Origin of the sequence: Planctomicrobium limosum, from assembly GCF_051465645.1 — a bacterium.
In the GTDB taxonomy this organism is placed as follows: domain Bacteria; phylum Planctomycetota; class Planctomycetia; order Planctomycetales; family Planctomycetaceae; genus Planctomicrobium.
On the sequence record NZ_CP195790.1, the window covers coordinates 3,602,099 to 3,619,780 of the forward strand.

Below are 17,682 nucleotides of genomic sequence, written 5' to 3' on the forward strand. Positions count from 1 at the left end.
CCGGTTGAGTCACTGGATCGATGTGGACGGTCTTAACTGGCCGTCCACCCTCCATCTACCGTCAGCACACTTCCAGTGACGTAGCTACTTGCATCACTTGCCAGGTAAATGACGCTTCCCTGAATCTCTTCAAGGCGCCCCCAACGCTTCATTGCGACGGCACCGATGATCGAGGTTTTCGCCTCCTCCGTATCCGCAATCGGGACATTCATCTCTGTCAGGAACGGACCGGGGCAAATCGCGTTACAAGTGATCCCGTAAGGGGCGAATTCTAATGCCATCGCCCGAGTCATTTGGACGATGGCTCCTTTACTTGCGGTATAAGGGGTCCGGTTGGCAAGACCGACAAGGCCCAGCGTACTGGCAATGTTAATGATGCGTCCGGTGCCTGCTTCCTTCATCACCGGAACAACTTCCTTGGTGCACAGCCAGGGCCCTTCAACATTGGTTCGCTGGACTTGCTGGAATTGATCCAGCGTGATGTTTTCGATCGGTCCACGAATATTGATGCCAGCGTTATTCACCAGAATATCAATCTTGCCGAACGCGGAGAGTGCGAGATCGACCATCGCAAAGACCTGAGCCTGGTCTGTCACATCGGCGGCACATCCGACGACCTTCGTTCCATAATCTTCTGAAAGCTGCGTGGCAGCATGTTGCGCCTCTTGCAGGTTTCGACTCACGATCAGAACGTTCGCTCCGGCTGAGGCCAATCCCGCGGCCATTGCCAGCCCGAGCCCTTTCGATCCACCAGTGACAATCGCAGATTTTCCAGCAAGGTTGAACAGTTTAATGCCGGGAAGCAGTGACATAGGTCAGACCATTCGGAAGCAACAAAAGGAAGCATTCATCCACTCCCTGTTACTCTACAGAACAGAATCCAGTTGACCATCTCTGAAAGGGAAAACCGGAAGCCCTCTCCCGGAACTTGCCGAGAAGGGCCTGTACAGATCTTCCAGCAATGCAAAGATTCACCAACTACGGTCACAGACGCTGCATGATTTCTGAAATTGCTCTAACATTCAGGGCTGGAGTCGAGATTTCTGAAGCACGGCAATCCAATCGTGTGCCGAACTCGTCGGTACAGAACGGATGAAATCGAGCGATAACAACGACTCCGGTATTGAACTCATCATTTTGGGGATCATTCGCATTTGAACCCACAGCGAACAGCATCGGCCATCTCGAACCTCGTCCCGCAATGGATCGGGGGGCTTACGTACGCTTTAGTCTTCCTGATTACCGGGTTAATTGAAACCACCCGTTGGGCAGATCCCGAGCAACGGAAAGACGCATTGACGGGATGGATGGCCGGGCCAACGGCTGACTGGTTTCCATTCGCACCACTGTTGATCCTCCTGATCCTCTGTACTGCAATCCGTTCCCCACGCCGCACGGCGATGGACAGGAAATCAAAGTTCTCCACCTGGCTCACCCAATCATCACGCGATCGGTCCAGCTTGTTGCCAACCTGGGGGACAGCACTACTGATCGGGGGACTCGCTTTCGTCATCGCTCGTCAGTCAGAAGCGCCGTATGCCACACTTCCACCGGCATATCACGATGAATTCAGTTATCTATTTCAGGCCGAAACATACTTACAGGGACGAGTCTCGTTCCCGAGCCATGTAACACACCCGGAATTGTTTGATCAGGTACATGTGCTGAACGAAGGCATGTTTGCCAGCCGTTATTTCCCGGGCGTCGGCCTCTGGATCGCTCCATTCCTGGCGATGGGAGATCCTCATCTCGGGCATCAGATCGCACAGGCAATCGCCGCGTTTCTCATATTCTGGATCGGCCGGGAACTCTCCAGTAATCAGGTCGGGATTCTCGCCGGACTTCTGTTTGCGTTGTCCCCCGGCATGATCCTGTTCAGCACACTGTTGCTGTCACACCATCCAACACTGGTCGGGCTGCTTCTCTTCCTCTGGGCGTTTCTGTACTGGATACGAACAGCAAATCTGACAGTCCTTTTCCTCTCTGGGATTGGTCTGGCTTTCGCCATGCTCTGCCGTCCCATGACCGCCGCTGGTTTCGGGCTTCCCTTTGGAATCTTCTTTCTTTACTGGTGGATTACCGGACGTCCGCTACACGATCGATCGATGAACACGGTCGCGATTACAGAGACTCAGGAAATCAAGAAAATCGTCGACAAGCATTTCGTTCGCGAGGAGAATGAACGCCCCCCTGTCACGCCATTTCTGCAACGAACTCTCGCAGCGGTTGTCTTGGGTCTGCCGCTCGTTTTCGGGTTCGGTGTGCTGCTGGCAACACAGCATGCAATTACCGGTTCCGCACTGACTTCACCGTATCAGTTGTATACCGACATCTATACACCTCGACATCGCTACGGCTTCAACAATGTGGTGATCGGAGAACAGCATCTCGGGCCAAAAGTCCTCGACAATTATGATCGCTGGGCCGAGAACCTGACTCCTGAACTCGCGTTGAAGAACGCCGGAACGCGACTCACAACCAGTATGCGATGGACACTGGGGATCGTCCCGCTGATGCTGGCCGTCATTCCAGTGCTGCTCACTCCCTGGCTCGGCAGCCCCCGCTGGTTATTGATTGTCGCGTCAATTGTCACGTTGCACCTTGCCCACATCCCGTACTGGTTCACTGGGATCATGAACTGGCACTATGTGATGGAAACTGCTCCCTTGTGGCTCCTGTTGTTTGCAGAAGGAAGCACCCGACTTGATCGCACCTGGGCCGCTGAGGGAATGCTGGGAATTCGACTCTGGTGGCGAGCAATGATTCTCACAGCAGTGCTGGTCAATCTCGTCACCATTCCCCCCTTGTGGCCGGGACGACTTCCGCAGGGACTTGCAGAGACCGCGTTCTCACGACGGATTTATGATCACTTCAGACTGTCGATTGAAGAGTTGCGCACCGGTCAGGATGCAGTTGTGTTTGTGATTCCGGATCCAACCGACCGCCATATTGATTACATCTCAAATCCGCCGTCGTTAACCGGTCCGGTCCTTGTCGCCAGAGTGAATTCTCTGACTCAGGCGAAAGAGCGAGCCAGTTTATTCCCGGATCGGGTCGCCATTGTTTTCAACGCGTCCCATCGCAGTTGGGAACGACTCCCTGATCCCGCTAAGGCAAAGTAGCGAACGCCCGGCTACTCCCTTCATAATCAGAGAGTAAGCAAACCGAGTTGATTGCAGTTTGAGGAATGCAGAGAAATGCTGGTCGGTATCTTTTCAGACACGCATGATCATCTCGACAACCTGCGGCGTGCCGTCGCACTCTTCAATGAGCGCGAGTGTGAGTACGTACTCTTTGCAGGGGATCTCGTCTCAACATTTGCTGTCCCTCCACTTCGTCAGTTGAAATGCCCTCTGTATGGCTGTTTCGGCGACAATGAAGGAAACCGAATCGGCATCGTCGGAGGCTTTCGCGTGATCGGTGAGATTCGCGAAGCCCCGGCAGACTACGTCCTTGCCGATGGCACCAAAGTGGTTATTGCCCACATGCCGAGTCAGCTCAAAGCGTTTCAGGGCGAATTCGATGTCGCCATTCACGGGCATACGCATCGCCCGTCGATCAAGACTGATGAACAAGGACGACTCATCATCAATCCCGGTGAGACCTCGGGCTGGACCTATAACAAACCAACGGTCGCACTTCTGGAAACCACGACCAGACAAGCGGAAATCATCCCGTTGGACGTGTCGATTCCCATTCCGAGCTGGGACGAGCAACGGCGACGTAAGAAGGAATAGCCACACGCACGCAACGGCGTGATTGCTTAATAACCTTGGGTGTTTCCAACTTCGCCTTCAATGGGTGGCAGCCCCAGCCGAATTCGCCATTCATTCAGCAGCACTGCCGATTTGCTGGTTCCGATTCGCGTGGCTCCTGCTGCACGAAACGCCAGAACATCATCGATCGTGCGCACTCCGCCTGCCGCTTTCACCTGAACATGCTGAAGCGACGTGTTCCTCATCAGCATGACATCGTCGAGTGTTGCTCCATGAGTCCCGAAACCTGTGGAAGTCTTCACCCAATCGACATTGAGCTCTCCACAAATTTCGCAGAGCCGTCGTTTGTGATCGTCGGTCAGATAGCAGTTCTCGAAAATCACTTTGACTTTACGCCCCGCTGCGTGTGCGGACTCGGTCACTCCCTGAATCTCTTTCTGCACGGGCACCCATAATCCGCTCAATACCTGCGAAATATTGACGACCATGTCCAGTTCTTCGCAGCCATCGGCAATCGCCTGATCCGCTTCCCGTTGCTTCACGGAAGTCATCTGCCCGCCATGTGGAAATCCAATGACTGTACTCGGCTTCACCTCAGATTCCGCAAGCCGTTCGGCACAATGCCGCATCGCATACGGAAGAATACAAACGCTGGCAACGTCGTACTTTAACGCCAGAGAGATCCCGGCATCGAGTTCGGAGGTCGTGAGGTTCGGGGTCAGCAACGCATGGTCGATCATGCGTGAAATGTCGTGGTAAGTCACTGATTACTCGAATGCAAAGAGTTTCTTTGAACGCAGACAATCGGATCTGCTGAAGTTGGAAAAGTGACGTCAGCAAATCGCCAGACTTTATACCGAAACGAATCCTCAAGCGGAGGCCAGTTCGGGAAATCCGACGATTCGTTGAGTGTCTGTCTTTCAAAAATATTACAAATGCAGATCTCACTCAGCGACCAGTCAACATAGGTCGATGGGTGTACTTTTGACGTGCATCTGCGAAAATGATTCTGCGGACGCCAGGCCTGAATCCGGATTGCACGCATCTTTTCCCACGGGACGCGGATTCAGGCTGACTTTTTGAATACATCATTGCGAACACATCAGCAGATTCAGTTGTTCGATCTGCCACTTCCTGACTTTTGTGGAATGGGATGTCATCTATGTCTGAAAAGTCTGAACCGACACGTCGGGATTTTCTGAAAACATCATCCGTTGCAGCGGCCTTGGGAGCAGGGTTACTGCAGGGAATTTCCAGCCGGGCATACGCCGCTGGCAGCGACGAAATCAAGATCGGACTCGTGGGTTGCGGCGGCCGTGGAACCGGTGCCACCGCACAAGCATTGTCCACCCAAGGCAAAGTTAAACTCGTTGCGATGGGCGACACGTTCCGTGACGCCATCGACAACTCGCTTCGCAACATTCAACGTGAAGTGTCCGGAAAACCAGACGCTGAAGTCGACGTTGAAGAAGCCCGAAAATTCGTCGGTTTCGACGCCTACAAGCAAGTGGTTGACTCTGGAGTCGATCTCGTCATTCTCGCAACCCCACCAGGTCTGCGTCCGATCCACTTTGAATACGCTGTTGCCCAAGGCAAGAACGTGTTCATGGAGAAGCCAGTCGCCGTCGACGCCCCAGGCGTTCAGCGCGTTCTGGATGCTTCCCGAATCGCCAAAGAGAAGGGCCTGAAGGTCGGCGTTGGTCTGCAGCGTCACCACCAGAAGTCGTATCTCGAATTGATTGGCCGCCTGAAAGAAGGCGAATTCGGGGAAGTTCGTGCCATTCGCGTGTACTGGAACAGTGCCGGGGTGTGGGAACCACGCGTCACCCGTGATCAGGTGAAGTCAGAGATGGAGTATCAGATTCGCAACTGGTACTACTACAACTGGCTTTGCGGCGATCACATTTGCGAGCAGCATATTCACAACCTCGACGTTGGGAACTGGGTGATGGGCGGCTACCCCGTCACTTGCAACGGCATGGGCGGACGTGAAGTTCGTAAGGAACCGAAGTACGGTGAGATCTACGATCACCATGCTTGCGAGTTCACCTACGAAGACGGCACCGTCATGTTCAGCCAGTGCCGACACATCAAGAACTGCTGGAACGACGTCTCTGAGCACGTCCACACCACAAAAGGGATTGTGCATCTCGGTTCAAATCCACGGTTTGAACCATTCGGTGGAGGCAAAGCCGAACGTGTTCGTGAAGGGGGCAACCCTTTCCAGGTCGAACACGACGATATGTTCGCCGCGATTCGCAAAGGGGAAGCCTATTCCGAGGCCGACAACGGAGCGATGTCGTCAATGACCTCGATTCTCGGTCGTATGGCGACTTACTCCGGAAAAGAACTCACGATGAAAGACGCCCTGGAGAAGGGAATCGGCATCGTTCCAACTGAATTCAGCTGGGATGCAACTCCGCCAGTCGTTCCGGGACCAGATGGTGCGTACCCAATCGCCATCCCAGGGGTGACTCAGGTTCTCAAGGCGTAATCACGTTTTGATCTTCTGACAGCATAAATACTGCTGTTCTGACATTCACAGGCTGAAAGCGGGTTCAAATTGAGCACGCTTTCAGCCTGTTTCTTTTAAGTCCGTAATCCAGACACAATTCAGGTGACAAATTCACGCGAGAACAGAGACGATTGGAAGACAACGCCCAGTCAAACGGGTAAAATCACGTTCCTCTGCCGTCGCCTTTCGCAGTCGCATCAACGCATCAGAATCTCCCCTTCAGAATGTCAATCAAGGGGATCGACTCATCCTTCTGAAGCGTTCGTTCCGATTTGAAATGTGACCTGCATGAGGTTCACGCACTCCTTGCGACGATGCATGGAGTCGTCTGCAATTGACTGAAAAATGCAGGCTGCTGCCGGTCAATACGCCTCGATCTTTGCCTCGATCTGGAATCATCGGAGAGTCATGAGCACGCGTCCTTTTGCTCACCTGCACTGCCATACCCATTATTCCCTGCTGGACGGAGCGAATCGCGTTCCTGACCTCATCAAGCAGGTCAAAAATCTGGGGATGAATTCCTGTGCGATCACGGATCACGGCAACCTTTACGGAAGCCTGGAGTTCTATCAGGTCTGCAAGAAAGAAGGGGTCAATCCGATCCTGGGGTACGAAGCGTATATCGCCCCGGGGCATCGTACGGACCGCAGTGCCAGTCGCCTGAAAGAAGCAGCGTTCCACCTGACGCTGCTGGCGATGAACCGTACCGGTTTCCAGAACCTGACCAAACTTTCGTCCAAAGCGTTTCTGGAAGGCTTCTATTACAAGCCTCGCATCGACAAAGAAATCCTTGAAGCCCACAACGAAGGAATCATTTGTCTTTCCGGGTGTGCTTCCAGCGAACTCTCGCGCATGCTGCTGGCCGACGAGAAGGATAAAGCCAGACAACTCATTGACTGGTACATGAAAGTCTTCGGTGATCGCTTCTATCTGGAAATTCAGGATGCGGGCGTGGAGATTCAGCAATCGTGTGCGGAAGCAACGATTGATATCGCCGACAAGATGGGATTGCCGCTTGTTGCGACCAACGATGCCCACTATCTCTGTCAGAATGACGCGGACGTTCACGACGTGTTATTGTGCGTGAACACCAAGGCGTTTCGCAGTGATGAAAAGCGAATGAGGATCGGAACGGATCAGCTCTTTCTTCGCTCGCCAGAACAGATGTATGCCGCGTTTCCAAAACACGCGGAAGCCGTGGCGCGATCTCAAGAGATCGCAGACCGCTGCAGCATCGATCTGGACCTGAAAACGCGACACTTTCCAGTCTTCACACCACCACCGCCCAAAACCGACGTCCAATATCTTCGCGAAGTCGCCTACGACGGACTGAAGTGGCGTTACGGTGATGCGCCCGAACAGAAGTTCATCGACCGCCTTGAGTTCGAACTCGGCATCATTGAGCGGATGGGCTATTCGAGCTACTTCCTGATCGTCTGGGACTTCGCTCAATTCGCTCGAGCAAAAGGGATTCCGTGTACCGCGAGAGGTTCGGCATGTGGCGCTATTGTGGCGTATCTGCTCGGGATCTCGGACATTTGCCCAATCGAATACGACCTGCTGTTCGAACGATTCCTTGATCCGAGTCGAACAGAAGCTCCCGATATCGATATGGACTTCTGCCGGGATCGCCGGGAATGGGTCATCAACTATGTGAAAGAGAAATACGGGCACGCCAACGTCGCCCAGATTGGAACCTTCGGCACATTGAAGGCCAAGGCAGCCATTCGCGACGTCGCACGCGCTTTGTCCATTCCGCTGAAACGCGCGGATGAAGTCGCGAAGATGGTTCCGGAAACCCTGAACATCAAACTCAAGGACGCTCTCAAAGAGAGCCCTGAGTTGAATGCGGCTTACGAGAGTGACCCGCAAGTGAAGGAACTGATCAACTACGCGATGGCTTTGGAAGGTCTCGCGAAATCAGCGGGAACGCACGCGGCGGGTGTCGTGATCGCGGATAGACCGCTCGATGAATACATCCCGTTGCAGAAGATCAGCGGTAAAGAAGACGTTCTGACTCAATGGACCGAAGTTGAAAAAGCCGGTCTGCTGAAGATGGACTTCCTTGGACTCCGCAATCTGTCGATTCTCGACAAGGCGGTGATTAACGTCCGAAAACACCGTGGCATCGACATCGTTCCCAAAGACCTGCCGCTCGACGACACCGAAACATTCGCTCTGCTGCAACGTGGCGAAACAAAGGGGATTTTCCAGCTAGAGTCGGGAGGGATGCGAGACCTCCTTACCAAGATGAAGCCGGATAAATTCGCAGACATCATCGCGACATCGGCGCTCTATCGCCCAGGCCCTCTTGAAGGGGGGATGGTGATGACGTACGTGAACGTGAAACATAACCGTGAACCGATCCCGAAGGTTCACCCGATCGTCGACGGCGTTCTCGATGAGACGTACGGCGTGATGGTGTATCAGGAACAGGTGATGCGCATTCTCAATCGCCTCGGGGGGATTGAGCTGGCGAGTTCCTATAAGTGCATTAAGGCCATTTCCAAGAAGACTCTGGATGTGATGGCCGGCTATCGCGAACAGTTCGTCGAAGGAGCCGGAACGCACGGGATGCCGAAAGAGCAGGCTCAGGGGATCTGGGACCTGATCGAGAAGTTCGCCGGTTACGGGTTTAATAAATCGCACTCGACTGCGTACGGAGCGATTGCCTACCAGACTGCCTACCTGAAAGCTCACTATCCAGAAGAGTTCATGGCAGCGCTGCTGTCCTGCGGAATGGAATCAAGCGAACGTATCTTCGAGCATACCGACGACGCACGTCGTATGGGGATTGAGATTGTTCCCCCAGATGTGAACGTCAGTGACGTTGAGTTCAGTCTGATTGTGGAGAAGCAAGCGAAGGATGCCAAACGCCGCGTCTCCTTCGGAATGGGAGCAATCAAAGGGGTCGGACTGAATGCGGTTCAGGCGATTGTGGATGAGCGCAACGCCAATGGAAAATTCAAAGACATCTTTGATCTCTGCGAACGGGTTGATCCCAAATTGCTCTCCAAGGGAGTCGTCGAAACTCTGGTCAAAGCAGGTGCTCTCGATAGCTTCGGACCAACACGACCACAGCACATGCAGGTGATTGACCGTGCCGTGCAGGGGGCAGCGTCTCGACAGAAGGACAAGGCCCGAGGTCAGCGTTCTCTGTTTGGCGAGCCGGAACCAAGCAGCAAACAAGACGACACTTCCTCTCAGGCGGCGATCCCGCCAGCTGAAGACTGGCCGCACAGTCAAACACTGGCCTATGAAAAAGAAGTCTTCGGGTTCTATCTGACATCGCACCCGCTGACCGAATTCGCCGATCAGATTGAAGCCTTCACACAGCAGACCACCAAAGACTTGCGTGACCTTGGCGATGGAAAAGAAGTCCTGCTCGGCGGAATGATTGCCTCCATCAAGAAGGCCACGACCAAGAATCCTTCTCGCAACGGCAACAGCAAGTACGTGAACTTCGACCTCGAAGATCCGGCCGGTGTCGTCCGCTGCATCATGTGGCCGGACGACTACGCAAACGCGGGAGAAAAGGTGGTCTCCGACACGGTTGTCCTCGTCCGTGGACGTATCGATTCACGCGGGCGAGAACCCAACATCATCGTGAACAAACTCTTCACTATGGCCGACGCGGAGAAGGAATTCACAAAAGCCATCGCACTGGTCCTGAAACGTGGATACCACACTGAAGAGGACATGAAACGTGCAAAGGACATTCTGAGCCGGTACCCAGGCAAGACTCCAGTAGTGGTCGTCGTCGACACGATTGAAGAGAAGGTCGACGGAAAGCAGAACGGGACACAGGAACTGATCCGAGTCGCCACCGGTCGACGCCTGCGAGCGTATCTGACCACGCCGATGACGGTCTCTGCGCGACCAGAATTAAAGCTTGAACTGCAAGATGCGCTCGGTGAGGGAGGTTGTCGATTTCAGGCAACCGCCCCATCAGGAAGCAACCAATCCCATTAGAGCACTTCTGGAACGAGAGCATTTCCAGAAATCGTTGAGCGTTTCCGACAGGCGAGATTGGAATTAAGCTTCTGCCTCTCGGGAAAGCTGCTGCGCGGCCGCATGACAGGCAAATCCGGTCTAACTCCTGAGCATCAGGGGAGTCAGCAAAACGGTTCATGCACAAAAATAGCCGTGCACACCATACTCGATGAGAGTCGTGGTGATGCACGGCCAAAAGTGAGCATCGAATCAGGTTTGATAGACCGACTGAAAGTGGCGGCCAACGGCACGCGGGAACAAAATTTCACAGAGTGAAAATGCTGTTACGCGGCCACCTGATCGATTGAACCGACTCTACTTCTTTTCGACTTCGGCTTCATCGTCTTCAAGATCGTCGTCGTCGACATCATCATCGTCTTCGTAGTCGTCTTCATCTTCATCGTCGTCTTCGAATTCGTCGTCGAAGTCTTCATCGTCATCTACGAGTTCGATTTCAACGAATTCGCCTTGACCGTCTTCACGTTCAAACGCGGTTCCGACTGGAGACTCGAGATAAGGAATGATGTCTGGATCGTAGTTGGCAATGGTGTTCACATCGAAAACACCAATGTTCGACTCTTCGTCCAGATATTCCTGTGACTCTGCGCCGGTCAAAAAACGCCAGCCACTATCGACGTCATTATCAGGCTCTTCCCGATACATGAACGAGATCTTGTGGCCTTCGACCGTAATGGCATCGGTTGCAAAGCAGAACCCAATGCCTTCAGCCAGTGGCTTCAGTTGGTCATCTGAAAGTTTGTAACGCTTCTCATTCTCATTCGACATCGCAATTACTCCTGATCTTCTTCAATCTCTTCGACGTCTACAGCTTCGAAAAGACTAGTGTCTTCGTTGCGAGCAAATGTCGAGCCTACCGGTGCATCGAGAAACTGTACAATGTCTTCATCGCAGTTTGCGATATCGTTGACATCATAGAATCCGCCGCACTCTGGATCCGCAAGGTATTCCTGAGTTTCAAAACCAGACAGAAAACGCCAGCCGCTATCTTCCTCATCTTCCGGTTCTTCCCGGAACATCAGAGCGACGGGGGCGCCTTCTTCTGTAATCATCTTTGTTGCAAATCCAAGCCCTTTGCCAAGAGCAAGTGGCTTGATTTCCTCTGGGGAATCAGAGGAATTTGATTGATCTGCATCTGACATTCTTATTTGCCTTCCATTTCGGATCTGAAGACGTTGATTTATCGGGCTAAAAGCCAATTCAGGAGCGAGCCATCTCTTAAAGTGCACGACACATGGCAGGCATTCGCACCTGATAATATGAATCTATTGGGAATCTGAATCGAAGCAGTTGCCTGAGCATTGATACTCATGCGGGACGAGAGTGGGCTCATCTTTTAAGGACGAATTCTCCACCAAATCCCTTGCCACTGCGTTTCCGAATTCGCTCTATCGTTGAAAATCTGACAGCGGTATACTTCCGCCCCCTTAACAGGGCCAGCAAAGTGTATCAGGTGACTTCACCCACAAACCAGTGGGCCAGAAATATTGAAGTTTCAGACCGGCAGCAGGACGCTGCAACTGAAAGATCACCTTCGCAAAAGCAGATCAGACAAGAGGTTGAGAGATGCGAACGATTGCCGTCATGAATCAAAAGGGAGGTGTCGGGAAAACGACCTCCAGCGTCAATCTCGCGGCAGGTCTGGCTCGACAGGGGAAGAAAGTCTGCCTGATCGACCTCGACCCACAGGCTCACGCATCTCTGCACCTTGGAGTGGAAGTTGCCAGCGGCGCACACTCTGTCTATCAGGTTTTCACCGGAACACGCACATTCAGCGACATCTCACAAATGGTCGCGCCAAACCTGTGGCTGGCCCCAGCCGACCTGGATTTGGCAGCAACTGAGCTCGAACTTGTTGACGCACAGAACCGAGAGTTCGTGTTGCGTAACGCCCTGCAGGCCAGCGGTGCGTACGAAGCTTATGACTACATCATCATGGACTGCCCACCATCTCTGGGTGTCCTGACGATCAACTCACTCTCTGCGGCGTCAGAAGTCTTCATTCCGTTACAGCCACACTTTTTCGCTCTGCAAGGGCTTTCCAAGCTCTTTGAAACCACCGCGCTGGTTGCACGTCGCCTCAATCGAAACCTGAAAGTCACCGGAATCATGCTCTGTCTGTATGAAACCGGAACACGACTCGCCGGGGACGTGACCGACGACCTGATGATGTTCCTGAACAACAGCGATCCGCACGCTCCGTGGGCATCCGCCAAAGTCTTCCAGTCACGAATTCGCCGCAACATCAAGCTCGCAGAAGCACCAAGTCACGGGCAAGCGATCTTTGACTATGCACAGGGATCAACTGGTTCACAGGACTACACCAACCTGGTCAGCGAAGTGATTGCGGCAGAAGCAAGCCTCAACATGACGCGAGCAGCTTAGCACCATTCGATCGCGATCAACTCTGCGAATCGACTACGGAACTTTCGGGGCGTGCGTTTCCACCCACAGTGAAACGACACGCCCCACTTTCGTTAATGTGGTCGCCGAACATGCTGCCGGAATGTCGTTTCGCAAATGCCAGTGCGGATAATCGAAATCGATGACGTCACAGGTGGGAATCTTGGCGATTGTATTCAACGGAATGTGATCGTCGAGCACTTCATGTTTGCGTCGGGCAACGAACTCTCTGACACCGGCTCGCCGAGCGGTATCCCACACTTTTCTCGTGACTTCCGGGGCGTATTTCAGACTGTTTCCTTCATAGAAGAAGGTCGCATTCTTGCCAGCCACCATATCCAGCAGAACCCCCTCCCGATAGCGCGGGCTACCGGCGGGCGCATCTCGATACGCCTTGGCAAAATACTCTGAGCCGTGGAAGTATTTATCGGTCTGGGCATAGACCAGTTCTTCGCCATCGAAAATCACAAAATCGACAGCTGGCTTCGTCGGCAACGTCGCAATCTGGTTCCCCAGTTCCATCATCAACGCGACACCACTGGCGCCGTCATTCGCTCCAATAAATGGCAGCTCTCGATGCGCTGCATTCGGTTCGCGGTCCGGCTTGGGTCGAGTGTCGTAGTGACAGCACAACAACAGACGTTCCGGTGCGTCGGGCTTCCAGCTGATCACGATGTTCCTCATTCGCACAGGCCCACCAGACAGTGGGTGTGGAACGTCAAAATCCTGATACTGAACTGTCGCCCCTAATTTCGTGAAGTGCGCAGTGATCAATTCCTGCTGCTGCGTCATCTGCGGGGTCCCGGAAATTCGGGGACCGAGAGCACAGATCGATTCCAGATACGAAAAAGCCCGCTGTCCATCAAATGATGAAACAGCAGGCTTTTGTGCAAAGCTAATCGCAGACAGCAGCTGGAGGCTAAGAATGAATGCAACAAGTCGTCTGGTCACAGCAACTCCAAGTTTGGATCGGTTGCCTGACCATACCTCCCGGATGCGTCGATCTCAACTCGCAAGCCGCGTTCAAACAAATCGAATGCGTTTTCCGCATGGATGCCACTTGTCAGAAGCATCTTAAAAACGACACGAGATCAAAGTTCACATCAAGCGAATGACGCCAGACGATCCTGCAAGTTCTCAATGGCAGTCAACAGACGCTGTTGCAGCGGAGCAGGTAAACTGGTGAAGTCTTCCAGCACTGAGGGAGTCAGTGTCGAGACCACACGTTCAACACTGATCGCAGCCTTCTTCACGATCTGTTCTGAGCTGAGTTCCTCGCGCGGGGCAGATTCTCCCCCTTGATTCGCATCCCCGCGAGCCCCTTTGGCAAACGGAGTGTACTCACCCTGCCCAGCACCACCGATTTCTCGGGCTGCTGACATTGCCATGGAAGGACGATCGGAATCCGCTTCAAACGGAACAGAAGAATAGTCTCCACCACGGCCTTCGCGAACAAAGGCTTCCGGATCCTGAACCATTCCGACCCCGGGAGTGATGAACGCGTCGGCCAGCCCGAACGGGGCTTCATCGGACGCATCTTCACTCAAATCTTCGCCATGTTGCGCACGCCGCCAGGCCTTCATTTCCGCGACAGTCGCTTCCATGTCGTTCGCCCATTGCAGACATTCCGCCGCGTCTTCCCAATTGATCACCACGTAAAAGTGGGACCATTTCAAATTGGGATAGTTGGCATGTACGTCGGCAAAGGTTTCCCAGACGCGACGACGTTGATAAACCTGATCTCCACTCAACCCAATGAGCTGACCAAAATCGGCATCGGTCCGTCCTCGGGAATAGCGCTGAGTCCATTGGGACGCACATTCGCCAATTTCCCAGTTACAGCTGCTGAGAGCACGCTGTGCACGAACGACAAGTTGGTCTTCTGTCTCGATTTCAGGAGTCGACATGGATGACATGTTGTCCTTGAACAATAAAAAACGGCGGCAAAACCAATGAACAAATGTATCGCAACAATATTACCGGCAGGGATTCTGTAGGACCAGACTGAAGTCCTTGAAAATCCCGAATCACAATTCAATGTGACAAAGTCTCTGTCACATCTCTCCTGAATCCTAAAGCCTTGCGGGGTCGTCTTCGAACTCGTCGGCGATGAAGGATTCTGTTCAAGTCTTCTCGGTCAGACTGCGTTCCAAATCAAAATATCCCTGCCATTTTTCGAATATGACGGCTCGATTCGGAATCGTTCTCTAACGGTCGAACCCGTAAAATGGAGAAGATTGAACAGCCTCACAGGGAAACAGCGGCAATCATCGGAGGCAAATTCAGACGGGATTGCACACGTTCCGGCAGTCGTTTCACGCCCTTCACCTGATCGTGTACTCTGCTGAGAGGCAAACTGACGCAGGTGCCTATTTTCGCCAAACAGGTCGAAAAGGGAGCGGATGAGGTCTCCGATGAATGCGTCCTCCCTGATGCTTTGACTCCGTTACTGGGGGAGACCGTTGTTCCATCCTTGAAAGCGAACGACGTCTCTTTCAAGAGTCCATTAAGAATTCTGAGATCTGTCAAGGATTGAAACGTGGAAGTCACGAGCGACATCAGTGAAGTTCGCAGGCTGGTTCGCGCCGCTCGGCAGCGTGGCTGCCAGATCGGGTGCGTTCCCACAATGGGAGCCCTGCATTCTGGGCATATCAGTCTTGTTCATGAATGTCGAAAACGTGTGGAGTATTCCATCGTCACGATCTTCGTGAACCCGACCCAATTTGCCCCTCACGAAGACCTGAGCCGTTACCCTCGGCCGATCGAAGCTGATCTGGCGGCGTGTGAAGCGGCCGGAGTGGATTGTGTATTCACCCCAAATATCGACTCACTTTACCCAGACAACTTCAACACCTGGGTCACCGTCGACGGCATTTCATCCATGCTGGAAGGGGAATTTCGGCCGGGCCATTTCCGCGGGGTCACCACGGTTGTCGCTAAACTGTTCAACATCGTGCAACCGGACGTTGCCTGCTTTGGATCGAAAGACTTCCAGCAACAGTCGGTCATCCGCAAGATGGTCGCCGATCTCGACATGCCCATCGAGATCGTCGTGTGCAAAACGATTCGCGAACCGGACGGTCTGGCGATGAGCAGCCGGAACGTGTACCTCTCGGCAGAGGAACGACAAACCGCACTGGCACTCTCACGGTCGTTGCGTCTCGCGGAATCCCTGTTGAAATCCGGTTCGGTCGATGTCAGGGAAGCGGAAACGCAGATGCGTCGGGAATTGGAATCGACCCCGGGAGTCGATGTGCAGTACGCTGTCATTCGAGATCCTGCCACGTTACAGGAATTGCAGGCAAAGCAGGCGGAAATGGTCGGGTTGATTGCCGCCTTTGTGGGAAAAACTCGGTTGATCGATCACTTGACGATTCGCCTGTAATCGCGACCTGTCTTTCAACGACAACCGCACCTCGATTTCCAACCTGCTTCCCAGATTCACTGCCAATATACGTTCCCTGAACTTTCCGAACTTGCTTTGACTTCAACGCCTCCCCAATGAGGCAGAACACGATGCGTCAAACACTATTTCGAATCGCCCTCGACACTCCCTGGATCGGGTGGACTCCATTCCCGAATCAGTTTCCTGTCCTCGGAGCCTGCTGGGTCTGGATCGCGCTTTATACCGCGTTCCTGCTCTGGCATCTGCTGAGTGGCCGCACGAATGAAATCAAACAGGCTGCATTCTGGATTCAGGGTGTCGTTGGTCTGCTGATCATCAGCCTGCTTCATAAGTTGCCAATTGTCCCCAGCACTGTCCCGGTCTTTGGCTACGGAGCCATGGTTCTGCTGGGTGTCACCTGTGCCATCGCGTTCACAATCTGGCGCGCACAGACGGTTCGAATCAATCCTGATCTGATCTACGACTCCGCCTTCTGGATTGTCATCTCCGGTGTGATCGGGGGACGCCTCGCCTTTCTGATTCAATACCGCCATTCCGTTTACCCACCAGGAATTTCGTTACCTGATGCTCTGTTTCGCACCATCAATCTCTCGGAAGGGGGACTGGTTCTGATTGGTGCCCTCGTCGGCGGAGGACTCGGGATGGCCGCGTACTTCTATATTAAAAAACTGAGCGTTCTGGAGTTCGCCGACCTGCTGATTCCCGGTGTTTTCATTGGTGTCGGGTTCGGACGCATTGGCTGCCTGTTGAATGGATGCTGCTTTGGGGATCGATGTGATCTTCCCTGGGGAATTTCATTTCCGATCGGCACAACCACTTACGACATCATTGCCTCCCGTGGATTCCTGGCCGAAAACGCACTCGCAACCATGCCGCTGCATCCAACGCAGATTTACAGTTCCATCGATGGGTTTCTGCTGGCGTTTGTCACGGCCGTTTTCTACTGGTATCGGAAGCATTCTGGAGACGGACTGGCTCTGGGGTGCCTGCTGTATTCCATCACGCGATTCTTCATTGAGTTTCTGCGATCAGACGAAATGGGTCAGGGTCCGATCGGGCTGACGATCTCTCAGAAGTATTCGATCGGCATCTTCGCACTGGGTCTCGTACTGCTGTGGAGCGGGAAATTCCGAGGACCTGCAGGGCGAAATCTTCCGCGAACATTGCCGCTCCCGCCTCCAAATTCGCCGCAAAGCGTTCCTGCGAAGAATTGATGTTTCCGCGAAATCGCGGGAATGCTAATTTCCGCTCGCATTGTGAACCGGACTCAGAACTGTTTCCGTATCGCAGATGCCATCGTTATCACTACAGAAAAACACGAATCAAACAGGGCGGTTGTTTTCACAGCGCAGCGGAAACGCACCGGCGACGTGACTCAACGGCCAGACTGGATGTTCCTTCAGACTCAGGTCAGTTGTCGATCAATGTCCTCGGCCATGGAAGGTCAGGGCGGATACGTTGACTTCTGTTTCCAACCGCAGGAGGCGGGCATGGAAAAAAGACATCTCTTGGCAATCCTCTGCACACTGCTCGCCATTGTGATGGCCAGTTGCAGCGCCATTCAACGTTCCAACCCGCTCTCCCGGTCGCATGGGCTCCCTCAACAATCTGAGCTTGGTGAGGAGTAAGCG

General features: G+C 53.4%; 14 protein-coding genes. 8 read left to right on the forward strand and 6 right to left on the reverse strand.

What is annotated here, in order from left to right; all coding sequences use genetic code 11:
* Positions 1-32: 32 nt before the first annotated feature.
* A complete protein-coding gene (locus SH527x_RS13680; RefSeq protein ID WP_437191235.1) occupies positions 33-812 on the reverse strand; it encodes an SDR family NAD(P)-dependent oxidoreductase in 780 nt (259 codons plus the stop codon).
* Positions 813-1,154: 342 nt separating this feature from the next.
* Between SH527x_RS13680 and SH527x_RS13685 the strand changes: the two genes are divergently transcribed.
* Both SH527x_RS13685 and SH527x_RS13690 read left to right on the forward strand, forming a co-directional pair.
* A complete protein-coding gene (locus SH527x_RS13685) occupies positions 1,155-3,122 on the forward strand; it encodes an ArnT family glycosyltransferase (RefSeq protein WP_437191236.1) in 1,968 nt (655 codons plus the stop codon).
* A 75-nt stretch (positions 3,123-3,197) separates the two neighbouring features.
* On the forward strand, positions 3,198-3,737 hold the full coding sequence (locus SH527x_RS13690) for a metallophosphoesterase (protein WP_437191237.1): 540 nt from the start codon (positions 3,198-3,200) through the stop codon (positions 3,735-3,737).
* Positions 3,738-3,763: 26 nt separating this feature from the next.
* On the opposite strand, the gene deoC is transcribed toward SH527x_RS13690, so the two are convergent.
* Positions 3,764-4,456: a deoxyribose-phosphate aldolase gene (deoC, locus tag SH527x_RS13695; protein ID WP_437194628.1), complete on the reverse strand. Its 693-nt coding sequence runs from the start codon at positions 4,454-4,456 to the stop codon at positions 3,764-3,766.
* Positions 4,457-4,878: 422 nt separating this feature from the next.
* Between deoC and SH527x_RS13700 the strand changes: the two genes are divergently transcribed.
* Together SH527x_RS13700 and dnaE are read left to right on the forward strand one after the other, a co-directional pair.
* Positions 4,879-6,210: a Gfo/Idh/MocA family oxidoreductase gene (locus SH527x_RS13700; RefSeq protein WP_437191238.1), complete on the forward strand. Its 1,332-nt coding sequence runs from the start codon at positions 4,879-4,881 to the stop codon at positions 6,208-6,210.
* Between the two features lie 429 nt (positions 6,211-6,639).
* On the forward strand, positions 6,640-10,203 hold the full coding sequence (gene dnaE, locus SH527x_RS13705) for a DNA polymerase III subunit alpha (RefSeq protein WP_437191239.1): 3,564 nt from the start codon (positions 6,640-6,642) through the stop codon (positions 10,201-10,203).
* A 336-nt stretch (positions 10,204-10,539) separates the two neighbouring features.
* On the opposite strand, the gene SH527x_RS13710 is transcribed toward dnaE, so the two are convergent.
* The gene (locus SH527x_RS13710) at positions 10,540-11,010 is read right to left on the reverse strand and encodes a DUF2185 domain-containing protein (RefSeq protein WP_437191240.1); all 471 of its coding nucleotides are present in this window, start codon (positions 11,008-11,010) and stop codon (positions 10,540-10,542) included.
* 5 nt (positions 11,011-11,015) lie between these two features.
* Positions 11,016-11,384 (reverse strand): DUF2185 domain-containing protein, encoded by a 369-nt coding sequence (locus tag SH527x_RS13715; RefSeq protein ID WP_437191241.1) that lies wholly within the window; start codon positions 11,382-11,384, stop codon positions 11,016-11,018.
* Positions 11,385-11,808: 424 nt separating this feature from the next.
* On the opposite strand from SH527x_RS13715, the gene SH527x_RS13720 reads away from it, so the two are divergent.
* Positions 11,809-12,627, forward strand: a complete 819-nt coding sequence (locus SH527x_RS13720; protein WP_437191242.1) for a ParA family protein — start codon at positions 11,809-11,811, stop codon at positions 12,625-12,627.
* A 33-nt stretch (positions 12,628-12,660) separates the two neighbouring features.
* On the opposite strand, the gene SH527x_RS13725 is transcribed toward SH527x_RS13720, so the two are convergent.
* Positions 12,661-13,596: a M28 family peptidase gene (locus tag SH527x_RS13725; protein ID WP_437191243.1), complete on the reverse strand. Its 936-nt coding sequence runs from the start codon at positions 13,594-13,596 to the stop codon at positions 12,661-12,663.
* Positions 13,597-13,748: 152 nt separating this feature from the next.
* The gene (locus SH527x_RS13730; protein WP_437191244.1) at positions 13,749-14,561 is read right to left on the reverse strand and encodes a hypothetical protein; all 813 of its coding nucleotides are present in this window, start codon (positions 14,559-14,561) and stop codon (positions 13,749-13,751) included.
* 623 nt (positions 14,562-15,184) lie between these two features.
* Here SH527x_RS13730 and panC point away from each other — a divergent pair.
* The 3 genes from panC to SH527x_RS13745 all read left to right on the forward strand — a co-directional run bounded on the left by panC (position 15,185) and on the right by SH527x_RS13745 (position 17,679).
* Positions 15,185-16,030, forward strand: coding sequence for a pantoate--beta-alanine ligase (gene panC / locus SH527x_RS13735; RefSeq protein ID WP_437191245.1), 846 nt, complete (start codon positions 15,185-15,187; stop codon positions 16,028-16,030).
* Positions 16,031-16,161: 131 nt separating this feature from the next.
* The gene (locus SH527x_RS13740; RefSeq protein WP_437191246.1) at positions 16,162-17,265 is read left to right on the forward strand and encodes a prolipoprotein diacylglyceryl transferase; all 1,104 of its coding nucleotides are present in this window, start codon (positions 16,162-16,164) and stop codon (positions 17,263-17,265) included.
* Between the two features lie 276 nt (positions 17,266-17,541).
* The gene (locus SH527x_RS13745; protein ID WP_437191247.1) at positions 17,542-17,679 is read left to right on the forward strand and encodes a hypothetical protein; all 138 of its coding nucleotides are present in this window, start codon (positions 17,542-17,544) and stop codon (positions 17,677-17,679) included.
* The last annotated feature ends 3 nt before the right edge of the window (positions 17,680-17,682 follow it).

Coding starts and splice junctions, on each gene's coding strand:
- SH527x_RS13680 (WP_437191235.1), bottom strand. CDS start 812: ATGTCACTGCTTCCCGGCATTAAACTGTTCAACCTTGCTGGAAAATCT.
- SH527x_RS13690 (WP_437191237.1), top strand. CDS start 3,198: ATGCTGGTCGGTATCTTTTCAGACACGCATGATCATCTCGACAACCTG.
- deoC (WP_437194628.1), bottom strand. CDS start 4,456: ATGATCGACCATGCGTTGCTGACCCCGAACCTCACGACCTCCGAACTC.
- SH527x_RS13700 (WP_437191238.1), top strand. CDS start 4,879: ATGTCTGAAAAGTCTGAACCGACACGTCGGGATTTTCTGAAAACATCA.
- dnaE (WP_437191239.1), top strand. CDS start 6,640: ATGAGCACGCGTCCTTTTGCTCACCTGCACTGCCATACCCATTATTCC.
- SH527x_RS13710 (WP_437191240.1), bottom strand. CDS start 11,010: ATGTCGAATGAGAATGAGAAGCGTTACAAACTTTCAGATGACCAACTG.
- SH527x_RS13715 (WP_437191241.1), bottom strand. CDS start 11,384: ATGTCAGATGCAGATCAATCAAATTCCTCTGATTCCCCAGAGGAAATC.
- SH527x_RS13720 (WP_437191242.1), top strand. CDS start 11,809: ATGCGAACGATTGCCGTCATGAATCAAAAGGGAGGTGTCGGGAAAACG.
- SH527x_RS13730 (WP_437191244.1), bottom strand. CDS start 14,561: ATGTCATCCATGTCGACTCCTGAAATCGAGACAGAAGACCAACTTGTC.
- SH527x_RS13740 (WP_437191246.1), top strand. CDS start 16,162: ATGCGTCAAACACTATTTCGAATCGCCCTCGACACTCCCTGGATCGGG.
- SH527x_RS13745 (WP_437191247.1), top strand. CDS start 17,542: ATGGAAAAAAGACATCTCTTGGCAATCCTCTGCACACTGCTCGCCATT.